The 16,559-nt window shown below is 58.8% G+C and carries 15 protein-coding genes; 2 read left to right on the forward strand and 13 right to left on the reverse strand.

What is annotated here, in order from left to right:
- Nucleotides 1–440: 440 nt before the first annotated feature.
- From IE038_RS04360 to cysD, 11 genes are all read right to left on the reverse strand, one after another.
- On the reverse strand, nucleotides 441–1,271 hold the full coding sequence (locus tag IE038_RS04360; protein WP_189395208.1) for a class I SAM-dependent methyltransferase: 831 nt from the start codon (nucleotides 1,269–1,271) through the stop codon (nucleotides 441–443).
- A 283-nt stretch (nucleotides 1,272–1,554) separates the two neighbouring features.
- Entirely contained in the window at nucleotides 1,555–2,976 is a 1,422-nt protein-coding gene (locus IE038_RS04365) for an FAD/NAD(P)-binding protein (protein ID WP_189395209.1), read from the reverse strand.
- Between the two features lie 109 nt (nucleotides 2,977–3,085).
- Nucleotides 3,086–3,541: a nuclear transport factor 2 family protein gene (locus tag IE038_RS04370; protein WP_163932526.1), complete on the reverse strand. Its 456-nt coding sequence runs from the start codon at nucleotides 3,539–3,541 to the stop codon at nucleotides 3,086–3,088.
- 74 nt (nucleotides 3,542–3,615) lie between these two features.
- Entirely contained in the window at nucleotides 3,616–4,407 is a 792-nt protein-coding gene (locus tag IE038_RS04375) for an SDR family oxidoreductase (protein WP_163932523.1), read from the reverse strand.
- Between the two features lie 40 nt (nucleotides 4,408–4,447).
- Nucleotides 4,448–4,915 carry an SRPBCC domain-containing protein gene (locus tag IE038_RS04380; RefSeq protein WP_163932520.1) on the reverse strand — a complete coding sequence of 156 codons (468 nt, stop codon included), beginning with the start codon at nucleotides 4,913–4,915 and terminating at the stop codon, nucleotides 4,448–4,450.
- A gap of 20 nt (nucleotides 4,916–4,935) precedes the next feature.
- A complete protein-coding gene (locus tag IE038_RS04385; protein ID WP_163932518.1) occupies nucleotides 4,936–5,391 on the reverse strand; it encodes a nuclear transport factor 2 family protein in 456 nt (151 codons plus the stop codon).
- A 22-nt stretch (nucleotides 5,392–5,413) separates the two neighbouring features.
- Entirely contained in the window at nucleotides 5,414–6,118 is a 705-nt protein-coding gene (locus tag IE038_RS04390; protein WP_229775618.1) for a hypothetical protein, read from the reverse strand.
- A gap of 30 nt (nucleotides 6,119–6,148) precedes the next feature.
- Nucleotides 6,149–7,336 (reverse strand): sulfotransferase family protein, encoded by a 1,188-nt coding sequence (locus tag IE038_RS04395; RefSeq protein WP_189395210.1) that lies wholly within the window; start codon nucleotides 7,334–7,336, stop codon nucleotides 6,149–6,151.
- Nucleotides 7,333–8,448: a DUF1214 domain-containing protein gene (locus IE038_RS04400; protein WP_189395211.1), complete on the reverse strand. Its 1,116-nt coding sequence runs from the start codon at nucleotides 8,446–8,448 to the stop codon at nucleotides 7,333–7,335. The genes IE038_RS04395 and IE038_RS04400 overlap by 4 nt, the downstream gene beginning before the upstream one ends.
- Before the next feature lie 132 nt (nucleotides 8,449–8,580).
- A complete protein-coding gene (gene cysN, locus IE038_RS04405; RefSeq protein ID WP_163932512.1) occupies nucleotides 8,581–10,491 on the reverse strand; it encodes a sulfate adenylyltransferase subunit CysN in 1,911 nt (636 codons plus the stop codon).
- The gene (gene cysD / locus IE038_RS24760) at nucleotides 10,491–12,095 is read right to left on the reverse strand and encodes a sulfate adenylyltransferase subunit CysD (protein ID WP_308425257.1); all 1,605 of its coding nucleotides are present in this window, start codon (nucleotides 12,093–12,095) and stop codon (nucleotides 10,491–10,493) included. Before cysD ends, cysN begins: the two co-directional genes overlap by 1 nt.
- A 438-nt stretch (nucleotides 12,096–12,533) precedes the next feature.
- On the opposite strand from cysD, the gene cysQ reads away from it, so the two are divergent.
- Nucleotides 12,534–13,298: a 3'(2'),5'-bisphosphate nucleotidase CysQ gene (gene cysQ / locus IE038_RS04415; RefSeq protein WP_163932506.1), complete on the forward strand. Its 765-nt coding sequence runs from the start codon at nucleotides 12,534–12,536 to the stop codon at nucleotides 13,296–13,298.
- 286 nt (nucleotides 13,299–13,584) lie between these two features.
- Here the strand turns inward: cysQ and IE038_RS04420 are convergent, their stop codons facing one another.
- On the reverse strand, nucleotides 13,585–14,529 hold the full coding sequence (locus IE038_RS04420; RefSeq protein ID WP_163932504.1) for a DMT family transporter: 945 nt from the start codon (nucleotides 14,527–14,529) through the stop codon (nucleotides 13,585–13,587).
- A 91-nt stretch (nucleotides 14,530–14,620) separates the two neighbouring features.
- Between IE038_RS04420 and IE038_RS04425 the strand changes: the two genes are divergently transcribed.
- Nucleotides 14,621–15,556 carry a LysR substrate-binding domain-containing protein gene (locus tag IE038_RS04425; protein ID WP_163932501.1) on the forward strand — a complete coding sequence of 312 codons (936 nt, stop codon included), beginning with the start codon at nucleotides 14,621–14,623 and terminating at the stop codon, nucleotides 15,554–15,556.
- Between the two features lie 59 nt (nucleotides 15,557–15,615).
- On the opposite strand, the gene IE038_RS04430 is transcribed toward IE038_RS04425, so the two are convergent.
- A complete protein-coding gene (locus tag IE038_RS04430; RefSeq protein WP_189395212.1) occupies nucleotides 15,616–16,524 on the reverse strand; it encodes a LysR family transcriptional regulator in 909 nt (302 codons plus the stop codon).
- Between the last annotated feature and the right edge of the window lie 35 nt (nucleotides 16,525–16,559).

Below are 16,559 nucleotides of genomic sequence, written 5' to 3' on the forward strand. Positions count from 1 at the left end.
GGACGTAGTCGCGAACGCTGCGTGAGCCAAGATCAGTGCAGTAATACCGATAGGCAGTGTGATGATTTTCTTCACGTGTTTTAGCCTCTTGCTAAAATCAATGTGCCTCCATGGCGCTTAAACCTCTAAATGATTGCGTATGCTGTAACACAATCGCTCATTAATCGTTGAATCAGATCATGCCTAGAGTATGTCGGCGGTTCAGCGCGCAGCTTTAAGCATCCACAGCGTCGCGGCCCAACTGCATCCTGAAAATGATCAGATCAAGGCGGGTTCTGCCGTTTTAGGTCAATGAATGCTGGCTATGATTTAGTGTAATAAAATATGTAAATTTGCGCGGAACGTGCTCTTATGGCGGTCAGCATAGCCGAGTTTAAATAGCCTTCTGCCGTGCTGAGTACGGCGTTACAGCGTCGGCTGCGCGCCTTGCCAGGCAACGCTTACTTTTTCGCGACGACCTGTGCAAGAACAATCCGCCCCTCTTGCAGGTTTCGACCTTGATTCAACGCCATCGCTTTGAAGTCAGCGCCAAGCAGCAAATGGAATCCAAGGGATGGAAAGCCTTCTTTCTGGATTTTCTCGGCCAGGGTCACAAACCATGCACGCGCCGCTTCCGTTGTGTCAGACCAGTCGATAACCGTGAATGCTGTTTCTTCGAGAAGTGTGCGCAGCTCATGTGGCGACACGAGGAAGCTCGTATCCGGTGTGCGCGCCCACGGGACGGGAAACAGGACCGGGCCAGACGGACCAGCAAGTACATCGTAGATCGCCAGCGTGCCTCCCGGCTTTAGAACGCGGTGCATCTCCTTGTACAGCCGAGTCTTGTCCGGGATGTTCATGGCCACATGTTCCGTCCATACGACATCGAATGCCTGGTCATCAAATGGCAGCTTGGTGGCGTCGCCTTGGCGATAGTCGACGAGGTGTGAGAGACCGGTCTTGGCCGAGAGCATCGCAGCAGCTCTGCAGTATTCGTCTGTGAGGTCAATGCCGGTGACGCGGCAACCGAACTCCTTCGCAAGACAACGCGAGGTTCCGCCTACGCCGCTACCAACATCGAGTACGTGCTGTGTCGCATCGAGCCCTGCAGCCTGGGCAAGCTCAAGGGTCGCCGCCCGCCCGCGGATATGAAACTGGTCGATGGGCGCCAAGTCTTCGGGCGTTAGCCGGTTTACATCCTTGCCCGCTTTCTCCAGCGCCGAGAGTATGACGTCTCCTAACTCCGAACGGGTGTAGTGCGTCTGGATCGCTTCATTGATAGGCGTCTGCATAGTCACGATCCCTCTCATATTGGCGCTGCACGTAGGTGTCATGGGCGCACCGGTTCGTTGATCCACAGCACCTGCCGCAGTGAATCCCGGTGTGGGCGTTGCTGCACTCTCGCCGCGTTCTCAAATGCCAGCTACTGGCGATGAGCTCTATTGATGATCACGTTAGGTTGGCCAACCTGTCATCTCAAGTGCCACCCGTCACGTGATAGGTGCGCCTGTACTAGGCCAAAAACCTGAAGTGTTCAACAGCGTCGGCCACTAGCTGCCGGTCATGACTGACCGATCAGAGCGACGCCGCCCGTGGGGATGACGTGGAATGCGCAGCCAGTTGTATGGCCAGGTCCTCCGCAAGGTGTTGCGCGTGCAGACGAAGTTCAGGCGCAGCGATGGCTTCCCAGTAACGGGCTTTGAGCATTGGCCCTATGTACCAAAGGCCTTGCACGGCACTTCCCTGAGCGCTGGTGACCTGATGCCGATCATTGACTTGCAAGCCCAGGCCACTCGGATCAGGCACCAACAGTCCGTCCTGAGCCAATTGTTGAAGCAAGGGTTGGGAATCCGGGCCGACGGTCATGTTGGGGCCGGTGCAATTGATGATGGCTGCCACGTTCAGGGTTTGCGTCGTCTTTTGTCCGCGAGGTTTGAACTCAAGCGCCAGGCTGTCATTGCTTGCTTTGTGAACCGCCAACAGCCTTCCTGCCAGCACCTGTACCGTTCCAGCCGCAAGCAGTGACTGCAGTCGCTCGGCCGCCTGCGGAGCGAGTCGGTGGCGGTGAATATCCCAGAAGGCTACTGCATGACGCAAAAAGCGCTGGCGCTCGGTCAACGACAGTGCTTGCCAGAGTTGCGGTGTGTGGGCGCGAAGCTGGTTGAGCACGTCGCGCCAATCTAGGCCCCGGTGCGCCTGGCGTGCCACTTCTTCTTGCAGTCGTTGCATCAGCTCGCGCGTGCGTAGTGGGGGGGCGCCCAAATAGGCGGGGCTCAGGCGGGTCGGTGGTGGATTGGTACTGAGCCTATGCGCCTGCGGCAATAGCCCGCGACGTGAAGCCATCCACACCGAGCACGGTCGGATCCGTTTCGTCAGGTGAAAGAGCACATCGACGGCGGTGTGACCTGTACCCAAAATCAGAATCGGTAGACCGCTTGGCAGGCGATTCAACCGATCGAAATCCCAGGCATCTATTATCCAATCGCGCTCCACCGGCTCGAGCGGCAATGGAAAGCGCGGTGGTTGATGCCCCAAGGCCAACACCACATGTTGCGTCGCTAGGCAGTGGCCAGACAAGAGTTTGACCGTAAAACCGCCGTTCTCTGATAGCGCCTGTACTTCACAGGCTTCGCCCACGATCGTATGCAGCCGCCCGGGGTGCGCCATCTTCGCTTCTGTCAGGCAATGTTCCAAATACTGCCCGTAAAGACGTCGCGACATGAAGCTACCCTCATTGACCGAGGGGTCGATGCATTGGCAAAACTCCATGAAATGCGAGGGTGCATTGGCAAACGCGCTCATGTTGCCGGCGGGCACATTAAGGAGTAGATCGTTATCGTTGTTGCGGTAAGCCAAACCACGGCCAAGCGTGGCTGTGGGGTTGAGCAATGTTATAGAGACACCTTGCTTCGCTGTGTAATGCAACAGATGAATCGCCGTAAGCGTGCCACTGAGCCCGCCCCCCACAATGATCACTGACGTCGAATTGCTGGCCATCCTGAGTCGCGCTCCTGCTGTTGTCTTTTCCATAGACCCTGCGGTGTCGCAACCTTGATGCTCAGGTTGCGCACGAGACAGGCTATTTGCTTTGAGTTGAAAGGCGCAGTCAGTTGATCGGTTTGGACGTGATCCGCCACTCGGGATCCAGCGGGCTGATGATTTCCAGCAACCGCTTGTAACCGGTCCGGGAGATGAGCCACTCGCCCTTCACCTTGACGTAGTGGTCTTCGTAGATTGCGCTGCCGTTAAGCAGGGTTTGTTGATCAAGGTTGATGAACACGTCATTGAGGTACCAGAGGCCAGTGGCTTCATCGCCGTTGACGGTGATTTCCGGCGTATGGCCATTGTGCATGCCGAAACGACGGTGAGTGAAGCTGGTGCGGTAGAATGCCAAGGCCTCGTCCAGACCGTTGAGTTCGAGCTGATAGGTCGGGCTGTCGAAGCGGATCTTCACTTCAGGGGCGAGTAGGGTGCGCAGCAGTTCGAGGTTGCAGGTGTCGATACCACGAAAATAGCGGGCCTTGAGTTGTTTGATGTGCTCGATGGCAATGAGGTCTAGCATGTCAGTAATCTCCAGGGCGGGGCAGGGCCATCGGTGAATAGCTGAAAGAGGGACATCCCTGTCGCCAGTGCTATTCAGTAGGGCAGGAAGTGACCGCCGTTGACGTCCAGTTGCGCGCCAGTAATGACCTTGGCGTAGTCGCTGGCGAGGTACAGGGCGGCCATGGCGCAGTCGCCGTCATCGGGTATCTTGCGCAACGCGATCTGCTGGGCGACCTGGTCGACCAGCGACGCCATTGGGACCCCCAGGCGCTTGGCTTCACCTTCGAAGTAGCTGATGACCGGTGCGCCCCACATCCAGCCCATGAAGGTGGAGTTGACGCGGATGCCGAACGGACCGAGATCCTGGGCCAGGTACTGCACGGCGGTTTTCAACGCGCCCTTGGAGACGGCATAGCCGGACTCCAACTGGTTGGGGGTGCGGGTGGCCATGGTGTTAATCATGACGATGCTGCCCGACTTCTGTTTCTTCATCTGCGTCAAGACGGCTTGAGTCATCTGCAGGGTGCCGAACAGGTTGACGTCCATCGCCTTGCGCCAGTCGTCCATTGACGACTCGGAGGCGCTGCCCCAGGCGCCATGGGCGTAGGCCGAGTTGATCAATACGTCGATCTGGCCGAAGTGCTCGATCGTCAGGTCGGCGAGCGTCTGGCACTGTTCGGCGTGGGCAATGTCGGTGGGTACCTTCAGCACCGGGGTGCTGTAGCCGGCGTCGCGGATGGCCTTTTCAGCCTGATCCAGTTTGGCGGGGGTGCGGGTGGCCAACACCACGGCCTTGGCCTGGTACTCCGCAGCACGTACGGCCAGCTTGATGCCAAGGCCTGGGCCGATACCGGAAATGATGACGACTTTATCTTTCAGCAACATGGCAACTACCTTCTTATTGTTTTGGCAGGGAATGAGGCGTTCAGGTGCGACTGGCGTGCAGTGCTTCAGCCCGTCGTTTCAGATCCAGGGCCATCTGGTCGAAGCCGATTTTTACCCAGGCACCGTGTTCGCGCATGATCGTGTCCTGGTTCAGGCCCAGGAAAATATCAGTGGTGAAGTAGCTGCAACGGTTGTCATCGATGGCCGTGATGTACTGATCGCGGCGGGCGGCGTCCATGTTTTCCGGGACGGGGCGTTGCTCCCAGGACAACAGTCGCTCGGGGTCGCAGGCCACGAGGTATTCGAACACCGGGACGGTTTCGCCGGTCTCGGGGGTGCGTACCAGCATATGCACCGGGTCGCCTATCTGCAGGCCGCACTGAATGTTCGGACAGAAGCTGTTCCACTGGTGGTAATTGTCCAGATCAATGAGCACTTCCCAGACCACTCGGGCGGGGGCGTTAATTTCCACCGTGTGGGAGGTCACTATGTTTTCTGCTCTGGCCATGACGGTCTCCTGTCGTGCATTCAGTTGATGGGTCTGGAGGTGATCTGCAGGTGTTCGCTCAACGGCTGGACAGTTTCGAGCAAGGTTTCGTAGCCCGTTTCGGCGATCATCCAGCGTTCGCCGCGCTTGATGTAGCGATCCTGGTAGATCGCGCTGCCGTGCAGGTGGGTGTTGTCCTCGAGGTTGATGAACACGTAGCTCAGGTACCACAGGGCCTTGGCCTGGTTGCCATTGACTTCGATTTCCGGGGTGTGGCCGTTGTGGGTGGCCAAGCGGGTCTTGGTGAACGAGGTGCGGTAGAAGTCCAGCGCATTGTCCAGACCGTTGACGTTGAACGCGTAGGCAGGGCTCTTGAATGACAGGACGATGTCCTCGATGAGCATGCCTTCGAGCATCTCTATGTTGCAGGTGTCGATGGCGCGGAAGTAGCGCGCCTTGAGCTGTTTGATCAGCTCGATTGCTTCTAGATCCAACATGGAAAGCCTCCTTGTGGGCCACTCACGCGCTGAGTTGGTACTCGCTGGTTTGGATGCAGTCGATCTTTTCGAAGTCGATAAACCTGCAGGTCGATTCGTACATGGCCTGTTGGCGCTGTGCGCATTTGTCCGGGTCGCCCAAGGCGGCGAAGAAACCTTGCGGATTGCCGATGGCCTCGGGCGGGAAATTTTCTTCGACGATGGCGTGCAACACCGGCGCACCGAACGAAAGCGCCCGCACTACCGTGTTCTGCCGGTAGCCGAAGATCGATTGCAGTGGATAGGCATTCGGTCCGTGGCCGTCGCGCCAGGTGTCGTGCCAGTGCTCGTAGCTCAATCGGTGCGGCTTGTGCAGTAACGCCACCTGATTCATGCCGGGCGTGCGCTGGCCGACCGGCACCCGGTATTGGGCTGCGCGGACCTCGCGCTCCTCGGGGTAGGGCTCGGACTCCACCACCAGGTAAGCCTCCAGGCGGCTGGTCAACGGTGCCACGAGCGCCTTGATGGAGGGCCATTGCGAGGCACTGTCCAGCCACAACGAAAGCAACCCATCCAGGGGCACGGCGCTGTTGGTGATGCGCTGTGCGTGCGCGGCGGCCACCGCCGCATCGACCACCATGACGCGGATGTGTTTAGCACCGGCGCCAATCAGTTCGTCGCGCAGGCCGAGCAAGTCCGCTCGCCATTGCTCGGCGTCGGGTTGCGTCGGCTTCCACAAGGTCAACATGATTTTTTCCATGATTGCTTCACTCCGTGTTCAGTGCGTGACGCTCAGGTGACGGGCGCGATATTCGCTGTAGTCCTGGACCATCTGCGCCTCGCTCAGACCGAAGCGCTCCAGGCTGTAGTCGTGGCTGGCGCGCTTTTCCCGGCTGTTTTGCGACAGCCAGACTTGCGCGTCGGCGCGGGCCTTTTCGGTAAACGGCAGATGGGCAAAGGCGTAGACCTTCTCCAGCACGTGCAGCGGCTGAGTCACGGTGTCGGCGAAGTGGATATCAAGGAAACGCTCGGGCGCGTGCTGTTCGCGGACCTGCATGGTGTGACGGATACCTCGCGCCATGCGGTTGTTCCACTGCTCGCCGGCGGCTTTCGGGTCTGGGTTGTCGCTGTACATCTGCCACAGGGTATGGGCCATGCTGGCCATCGACGGGATGGTCTGAGCCGGCTCGCGATGGGTCAAAATGACCTGCGCGTCAGGGAAAACATCCAGCAAGATATCCAGGGTGTGCAGGTGTTGCGGGGCCTTGAGCAGCCAGCGTTGACCGGCTGGCTCGCCGCGCTGGATTTTCTGCCATTGCAGGAACTGCAGCATTTTCTTCAGTTGGGTGTAGACCGGCCGCTGATCTTGCCGGTCCAGCCAGCGGGTGTAGCTGGGTACGTTGACGTAGGCGTCCATGGCGCACATGAACGAGTGCTCCATCAGCATGAACTCTTCGTCGCAGAGCATGGCATCCAGCGGGTGGATGGCCAGGATCTGCGGAATGACCTGGGCCATCAGCTCGACTTCGGCCTTGGCCTGGGCGATGCGCTTGGCCGGTAAGGCCAGGGTTTCGTCTGCCAGTGGTGCCGGGAAACGGGTCTCCCACCAGGCCGCTGAATAGAAGCGGGGATCAACCGCCAGTGTGCGTTGCAGCATGGTGGTGCCGGTGCGCGGCAGGCCGACGATGACCAGCGGATCGTCGATCGGTATTTGGGTGATTTGCGGATAGCGGCTCAGGTAATCCTCGATTACCAAACGGTTGACCAGTTGTCCCACCAGCCTTTCCTGGAGCAAATACTGGCCGCTCTGAGACAGCTTGGCTTCGCTGGCCAGGGCATCGAGCAGCGAGTGCAACGACTCGCGATAGTTGTCCTCGCCAAAATTGCTCAGGCCATTGGTGCGGGCGATTGCGCTGGTCAGCAGGTTGTCGACGCTCAGCTCTTCAATCAGGGAATGCGCATTCATAGGATGGCCTCCGCGACGGCAGATACGTTGATGACTCGAGTGGTTGGGTGGCATTGCTCCTTGGCACCGACCCAGCGCAGGCACATGGTGCCCTGGCGGATGCCGGCAGTTTGCAGCCAGTTGTTCACGCCCGGGTTCCGCTCGCTGAGGACCAGGGTCACGCCGCCGTTGTCATCGTAGTGCGCCTGATGCTTGTTGAGGCAGATTTGGTGGTAGCGGTAATCCAGCGACTCCATCCAGTAGTTGTTGATCTGCACGTTCCAGAACTCGCACGCTGGGACCTTGTCGATGTGAATGACCAGCGCCTCGTCTTCAGCCAGCGCCCAGTGCGAGTGGTAATAGAAAATGTTCGGGTCACCGCCCACTGACTGACAGAGTGCCTGGTCGGCTGGTGGCAACTGGTTGCTGTGCGGCAGGTAACTTTGGCTCCAGTCGGCGAACAATCTGGCGGTGTTCTCGACGAAACTCGACACCCGCGCCAAGCCTTGCTGGAAGGTCGCCGGGTCAAGGGCCTGCGGCTTGGAATCGGTGCCGATGCGCTCGATGCTCAGCTTGGCCGGTACTTCGTTGCGACGGTCGAGAAAGGTCTGGCGCACGATCAGGGCGTTGGTCGCGTCTTCCATCTTCAGCCAGTTGCTGGGTTGCGGCTTGCTGCTGAGGATGATTTCGAAATTGCCTTTGGCATCGACCTGCAGCTGGCTGTCGTCGATGAAGCCGGTCTGGATCAGGGTGCCGTCGGTTTCATAACCGCCTTTCTGAGTGCCGAAACTGAGGTAGGCGACACTGCCGCGCTGACCCTTGATGCGGTATTCCAGCGTGCCATCCAGACGTGAGTATTCGTAGAGGTTGTCCGGGTTGTCGGCACCGATCTTCGCGGTTTCGTGGGAGGTCTTGAAGAAGCTGGGAAATGCCGGATCGGCAAACTCGATGTGCATTTCCAAACCGATGCGCAGCAGGCGCGTCAGGTAGCGGAACCCTTCGGCACGGGTGGTTGCATCGGCTGGCGCTTCGGGTCGCAGAATCTGCTCGCCGCAGCGCTTGAGGTGATCGCAAAATGTGGCCCAGGTCTGGCCACTTAACAGCGTTTGTTCGTCAATAGAGCTTATTGTCATTGTTAGACTCTCTTGATCAGGTGAAGCCGGACCGTGAGCGCCCCCGTAGAGGCGTTCGCGCCGGACTCACCTGCCCACAATGGGTGCACGGTTATAGTTGTTGTTAAACGGCCGGCGAACCGGGCGCTGGGGCTATTCCTTATCGATGATGCCGCGCTCGATCAGTACCGTGATGATGCGATCCACTGCCTTCTCCGGCGTCAGCTTGCTGGTCTCGATATGGATGTCCGGCTTAATTGGCACTTCGTAGGGTGAGTCGATGCCTGTGAAGTTCTTCAGTTCGCCACGACGGACTTTTTTGTACAGGCCCTTGGGGTCTCGTTCCTCGGCCACAGACAGCGGCGTATCGACGAAAATCTCGATGAACTCGCCTTCCTGCAGCAACCCGCGCGCCATCTCGCGCTCGGAGCGGAACGGCGAGATGAACGCCGTCAACACAATCATCCCGGCATCCACGAACAGCTTGGACACCTCGGCCACCCGGCGGATGTTCTCCACGCGGTCGGTATCGGTGAAGCCCAGGTCGCGGTTCAGGCCGTGGCGCACGTTGTCGCCGTCGAGCAAGTAGGTGTGCCGGCCGCGGGCGTAGAGTCGGGTCTCCAGCAGGTTGGCGATGGCCGACTTGCCCGCTCCCGACAACCCGGTGAACCACAGCAGCACGGGCTGTTGGCCCATCTGTTCGGCGCGCGCTTTCTTGTTCACATCCACGTGCTGCATGTGGATGTTCTGTGAGCGACGCAGGGCGAACTCGATCAGGCCCGCGCCGACGGTGGCGTTGGTCAGGCGGTCGATGAGGATAAAACTGCCGGTTTCGCGGTTGTCCTTGTAGGCATCGAAGGCGATCGGCTGACTGGCGTAGAGGTTGCACACGCCGATCTCGTTCAGCGCCAGCTCTTTGGCCGCCAAGTGCTCCATGGTGTTGACGTTGACCTTGTACTTGGGCGCCGACAAGGTCACGGACAGGGTTTTTCCGCCGACTTTCATCAGGTAAGGACGACCGGCGAGCATGGCCTGCTCGTGCATCCATATCAGACTGACCAGGAACTGGTCGGCCACGCTGGTCGGGTCTTCTGCGGTGGACAGCACATCGCCGCGACTGCAATCGACTTCGTCGCTCAGGGTCAGGGTAATGGACTGTCCGGCCACGGCTTGTTGCAAGTCACCGTCGAGGGTGACGATGCGTGAGATATGGCTCTCTTGTCCACCCGGCAAGACACGCACGCGGTCACCGGGACGAATCACGCCGCTGGCGATGGTGCCGGTGAAGCCACGGAAATCCAGGTTGGGGCGGTTGACCCACTGCACGGGCATGCGGAACGACAGTTTCTGCTGGCGCGCCTCGTCAATCTCGACGGTTTCCAAGTAACCCATCAGCGTGGTGCCGCGGTACCACGGCATGTGCTCGCTTTGCTCGGTGATGTTTTCTCCGCGTAGCGCGGACATCGGTATGGCGGTGACGTCGTCAAGATTGATCTGCTTGGCGAAGGCGCGGTAGTCATCGACGATGGTCTTGAAGACTTTCTCCGAGTAGTCCATCAAGTCCATCTTGTTGACGGCCAGAACCACCTTGCGAATGCCGATCAGCGACGCCAGATAGCTGTGACGCTTTGACTGAGTCAGCACGCCGCGTCGTGCATCGATCATCACCACGGCCACGTCGGCTGTGGAAGCGCCAGTCACCATGTTGCGGGTGTACTGCTCATGGCCGGGCGTGTCGGCAACGATGAACTTGCGTCGGTCAGTGGAGAAAAAACGGTAGGCCACGTCGATGGTGATGCCTTGTTCGCGCTCAGCGGCCAGGCCATCGACCAACAGGGCGAAATCCAGCTCGCCGCCCTGGGTGCCGTCTTTTTTCGAGTCGACTTCCAGCGCTTCCATCTGGTCCTCGAAGAGCATTTTCGAATCGTAGAGCAGGCGCCCAATCAGCGTGCTCTTGCCATCGTCGACGCTGCCGCAGGTAATAAAACGCAGCAGGCTCTTGTGCTCGTGGGCCTTGAGATATTGCTCGATATCCTCGGCAATCAGGTCAGATACGTGTGCCATTAGAAATATCCCTCTTGCTTTTTCTTCTCCATCGATGCGGCCGAGTCGTGGTCGATCATTCGCCCCCGACGCTCGGATGTGCGGGTCAGCAGCATTTCCTGAATGATCTTGGGCAGGGTGTCGGCATCGGACTCGACGGCGCCGGTTAGCGGGTAGCAACCGAGGGTGCGGAAGCGCACGTTGCGAATCATCGGCACTTCACCCGGATTGAGCGGCATGCGTTCGTCATCGACCATGATCAGCATCCCGTCGCGTTCGACCACCGGACGCGGCGCGGCAAAGTACAGCGGTACGATTGGGATATTTTCCAGGTGGATGTACTGCCAGATGTCCAGTTCGGTCCAGTTGGACAGGGGGAACACGCGGATCGACTCACCCTTGTGTTTACGGGTGTTGTAGAGGTGCCACAGCTCCGGCCGCTGGTTCTTCGGGTCCCAGCGGTGCTGCTCGGAACGGAAGGAGAAAATCCGCTCCTTGGCGCGCGATTTCTCCTCGTCGCGGCGTGCGCCGCCGAAGGCTGCATCGAAACCGTAGTGATCCAGCGCCTGCTTCAACCCCTCGGTCTTCATGATGTCCGTATGGATTTGCGAGCCGTGCTTGAACGGGCTGATGCCCATTTCAATGCCTTCGGGGTTGGTGTGGGTCAGCAGGTCCAGATTCAGTTTGGCCACCATCTGATCCCGGAAGCGGTACATCTCCTTGAACTTCCATGTCGTGTCGACATGCAGTAAGGGGAAGGGCGGCTTGGCCGGGTAGAAGGCCTTCATCGCCAGGTGCAGCATGACCGCGCTGTCCTTGCCAATCGAGTAGAGCATGACCGGGTTTTCGGATTCGGCGACAACCTCGCGCATTGCCTGGATGCTTTCGGCTTCCAGTCGTTGTAGGTGGGTAAGCGTCATGGATTTGCCTCTCGCTTTTTGTTGTTCTCGTTTCCCAACGTACAACTGCTGCGATTCGGACTTATGCGCGACTTGATGTTTTAACATCAGGCGCAACATCAGCAACATGGGGTCTCGCGGCCGGCTGGTCGCAACTGCAGCGGGCGCGTTGTCGCGCTCATCGGCATCGCTGGCGCGGGCGACTTGCCGATTGATGAGGGTCGCCAGCTCGCGGGCGCCGTTGAGCATGTCGTTGGCTTCGGGCAGGTGGAACAGATGCAGTCGGTCGGTGCGTTCGCCGGCCCAGGTGATGAAGGTTGCGGCGCGCTGCCAGTGCATGCCCGAGAGTAGGGCGAATACTTTGCGTTCGGTGCAGCGATAGAGGCGTTCGAAGAACGCTTCCAGATGCGGTGCGCGCAACCCGTCTTCGTAAGGCATCCAGAGCACCTTGCCGCGATTGCTGACCGCTCGCAGCAAGCCGTAACTGAGCTTGCCCTGATCGTTGGGTGCGCCGTAATCATCGATCCAATAGATTTCGCCGTTCTGTGCGCGAGCCTGGTCCAGGATGTCCCCGTAGGTGCTGCGGTACCAGCGCTGAACGGCCGGCTGAGCCTTGGCGACACGTTTGGCCGGGCGCTCGGCGTTGAGCTGCCAGCGTTGTAAATAGTGGGCGGCGGTGCGCTCTGGCAAATCGACATCGTGCAGACGTTTGGCCAGTGCCTGCATGGCCTCTAACTGCCAGAGCTGGAACGGTAACTGGTGTCGTTCCGGCAGTGTACTGACCAGCAGTTGGTAGATGTTTTGTTCCTGCGGAGCAGAAAGGCTACGGCCTTCGCCTTGCTTGCGCCCGCGTTCGCGTACGGGTACCGCATCCCATCCCCCGGCTTGCCAGGCCTTGTAGGCAGCGATGATCGTCGGGGGCGAGAGGCCGGTGTCGTGACTGATGGCTTTGAGCGTGCTACCGGCGATGCGCAACTGCACGGCGCGCAGACGGAGGCTGTTGATCTGAGGCACGGATAACTGATTGCCGTGGGACACAGGAACTCCTGTTAAACATCCATTTGCTGATTGGCGGTGTTGTGGATGTCAGTACTGTTCCCGGATCCGGAAAACGGCGCATAGGCCGAATGGACCATACGAAGAACAAAAACAGGAGAACCCCCCATGAACGAGTCAATGGCTGTTCTGCTCGACGATGTCATCGGTATTGCTCGCGCTGCGGGCGAGCTGGTGATGGAGGTATATCGCACGGATTTCAACGTGCGCGGGAAGGTCGATACCTCGCCGGTCACCGAGGCTGACGAGCGTGCCGAAGGCTTGATTCTGCAGGCCCTGGCGGCGCGCACACCGCAGATCCCGGTAATTTCCGAAGAGGCCGCCGCGGCCGGCCACGTGCCGGAAGTGGGCCAGCGATTCTGGCTGGTGGATCCTTTGGACGGAACTAAGGAATTCATCAATCGCAACGGCGAGTTCACCGTCAATATCGCCCTGATTGAAAACGGTGAACCGGTGCTGGGGGTGGTGCTGGCGCCCGCGCTGGAGCGACTGTTCGCTGGTGCGCGTGGGTGTGGTGCCTTTATCGAACAGGCTGGAAAACGTCAGACCATTCACTGCCGAGCAGTGTCGGAAGAGGGGCTGGACGTGGTTGCCAGCCGCTCCCATGGCGATGCCGAGGCGTTGGACGAATTCCTCGGTGGGCGCAAGGTGCGCTCACTGAAAAGCGCAGGATCTTCGCTGAAAATTTGTCTGGTTGCTGCGGGTGAGGCGGACCTCTATCCACGGCTGGGACGTACCATGGAGTGGGATATTGCTGCGGGGCATGCGGTACTGCTCGCAGCCGGTGGACAGATCTTCACCCTGGCCGGTGATGTGCTGGGTTACGGCAAGGCCGGTCTGGACAACCCGCATTTCTACGCCCGCGGGCTGTAGCCCTATAGCCCCGTTGTCGGGCCGACCTTTCTGTTTTTTTGTGGTGGATCATTAATTGGGTTTCGTCACTGCTTTGACTCCAAGGGAGAAAAAGCAGTGGCCTTCGACGTTGTAGTGGAGGCTTCCCAAATCCGTACGGGTGTAGTGCGTCAGTGAATCCCGGTGTGGGCTTTGCTGCATTCTCGCCGCGTTCTCAAATGCTGGCTAGTGGCCGATTTCTGTCTACCATGACCTGCTGAAGCCGACCCAAGGCTGACGCAGGCAACGAGCAGAAATTGGCCAGCGGCTAAGGTTCAGCATGTTTCACCGGCACCATTCGGTGGCGCTTTGTCGCCCAGACCACTCCACTCACTAACAGCACGATTGAGATCACTTCCATCAAACCAGGCACACGCTGGCTGAACAGAAAACCGTATACACAGGCAAACAGCGTTTCGAACACGATCATCTGACCACTCAACGATGTGGCCATTCGACGCGAGCAGGCGTTCCACAGCCCATTGGCAACCCACGAACCACAGAGCGCAAGGAACAGGCAGACCCACAGCAGAGCCATCCAGCGGCTTTTTTCAATCTGAGCGGGTACCAGGTTCGGGAATAATATCAAGGCAGCAATGCCGAACACGACCGCCACGATGCCGGTCACAATGCCCAACAGCGTCGACCATTCGCTACTGTTGAAATGGCTTTGTTTGAGATAACGGGCATTGTGGGTGGCGTACCATGACCAGCAGACTACGCCGCTGAACCCGCAGGCCAGGCCTAGCAACTGGGATGATAGTGAGCTACTTGCCGCCCGCACGCCTGAATGTTCCAGACTGACCGATACGATGCCCAGGAATACCAGCACCAGGGGAAGCTTGAGCTTTGTCAGGGGTATGGATCCTGCATCGCCACGCCCTAGAAAGGTGATGGCAACCGGCATCATGCCGTTGATAAGGGCGGCCGCAGTCACCCCGCTCAGTTGTACGGATGCGCCCAACAGCGCATAGTTCAGGACATTTCCGGTCAATGATAGACGCAGCAGCAGGAATGCATCACTGCGTGTCAATCGTGATAGCAGGCGGGGTGCAATCGGTAATGCCACGAGAAGCGAGAGCAGCCCGTACATTGCAAACCGCACACTGCTGATCAGCACGGCATTGAATTCCGGCAGTAGCGAAGGGGCGATAATCACTCCTCCCCAGATGGCACCCGCCAATATCGCAAATACAATCCCGCTGTTCATCATCTCGGCTCTGACACGCTATTTGGCGGCATTCTAGCCATGGTATATAAGCAGCCACCTGCGATAAAAAGTTGGTCACCCATTCCAGAACGGAATGTCGTGCCACAGTTACCAGTTCAGGAGAGCCCACATCAACCGCTACTTGCGTACCTTGCCCCCATTGGAGACCCTGATCACGTTTGAGGCCGTGGGACGACATGCCAGCTTCACGGGTGCGGCTGGCGAGCTGTTTCTTACCCAGAGTGCCGTGAGCAAACAGATGCGCCAGCTCGAAGATAGTATGCGTGTTCCGCTTTTCGAGCGTAAACCACGGGGTATCAAGCTGACCGCCGCAGGAGATGAGCTGCTGATGACGGTCAATGTGCTGCTCGCCACGATGTACCAAAGCGTCACGCGAATTCGCAATGTCCATCAGTCCAACGCCGTCTCGGTGCTGGCGACCCATGCCCTGGCCCAGTTCTGGCTGTTCCCGAAGCTGATCGAATTCAACAAGGCGTACCCCGACATTGCTGTGCATGTTCACGCGATCAACGAGTTCGATGAGACTAGCCTCAATGATTTCGACGTGGGCATCCTCTATGGTTCTGGGGAATGGCCCTCGCTGGACAGCGATTTCCTGATGCCGGAAATCGTCTATGCGGTGGCTCATCCTTCACTGGATGTCTCGGGGATAAAGACGCTGGAACAACTGGCGCAGGCCAATCTGGTGCAGATCGACACTTGCGCCTGGCAGTGTTTGGACTGGCATCAATGGTTCGGCCACTTTGGCATCAACTACATGCCGCAGGACAAAGCCCCGGTCTTTAATCAATTGACGTTGGCGTATCGTGCCGTGCAGCAAGGTATGGGCATCGGTCTGGCGTGGACGTTCATGGCTGATGAGGCGCTGGCCAAGGGAGAGTTGCAGCGGGTTACGTCTTTCGAATGTGTGACAGGCAATGGCGAGTTCCTTGTATCGCTGAAACATCGCAAGCGTTCTGCCTCTGCCGAGATTTTTCAGCAGTGGCTCCTGGGGTCGATGGGCAACTGACGATCCAAAGCGATTCGTCGAGCGTGAAGCCGGGAATCCATACCAAGGCTAGAGCGCCTTCAGATGCCATGTTTGTCATCCTCAGGGACGTGGGGCGGTCCATCGCAGAGCGGGTCGCGCAACGTCTCGGCAACATGTGCGTACAACGCATCGACAGCACGTGAGCCTGTTGAATCTCGGCTTCTGCTCAACACGACTTCAGCCACCGGCAGTTCCGGCAGGCCATGCCGTGCATCCAACACCTTGAAATGCGCCGGTAGACTGCAGCGGGTTACCACCGCCACCGCCAGGCCACTTTCCATCGCTGCCAGCTGGCCGCTGACATTGGGGCTGTTGTACACCACCCGATACTCGCGTCCCAACCCCGAGATAGCGTCAAGTATTGCTGTGCGCAGGCGCTCGCTGAGTCCGTGCACGGCAATTGGCAGCGGGCTGCGCTTCCAGGCTTCATGTTGCTCAGCACCGCCCCATACCAACGCTTCCCTGAGTAGTAGCTCGCCCCGCGAGGGGCCGTCGCGGGTGACCAGAGCAAGATCTATCTGACCACGATCGACCTTTGCCCAGAGGCTTGCAGAGTCTTCACAGACCAACGTGACCTCGACCTCGCCGAAGCGGGTCAAGAAACTGCGCAGGGCCGGCATCAGGTAGGTCACTGCGTAGTCATCCGGGACTCCCAGGGTAACGCGTCCGGAGACCGAGCCCCCGTGCATCGCATCAACCATCGTCGAGTGGGCTTCAAGCAGCTTGCGGGCATGGGCGAGCAGGTCATATCCCGAAGGGGTCAACATCAGTTGTCTCGGTTCGCGCTTGAACAGTGGCCGACCGAGGCTGCCCTCCAGCTTCTTCAACTGCATGCTTACCGCAGACTGGGAGCGGGCGACCTGGCGCGCCGCTGCGGTCATGGAACCCGTATCGACCACGGCCAAAAACGTGCGCAACCAATCGATCTGCATATCTTTGGAATGCATTGTCGTATTCATCCATTCGAAAATCGAATGCCTTG

The sequence above is a fragment of the Pseudomonas laurentiana genome, assembly GCF_014648275.1.
Lineage (GTDB): Bacteria > Pseudomonadota > Gammaproteobacteria > Pseudomonadales > Pseudomonadaceae > Aquipseudomonas > Aquipseudomonas laurentiana.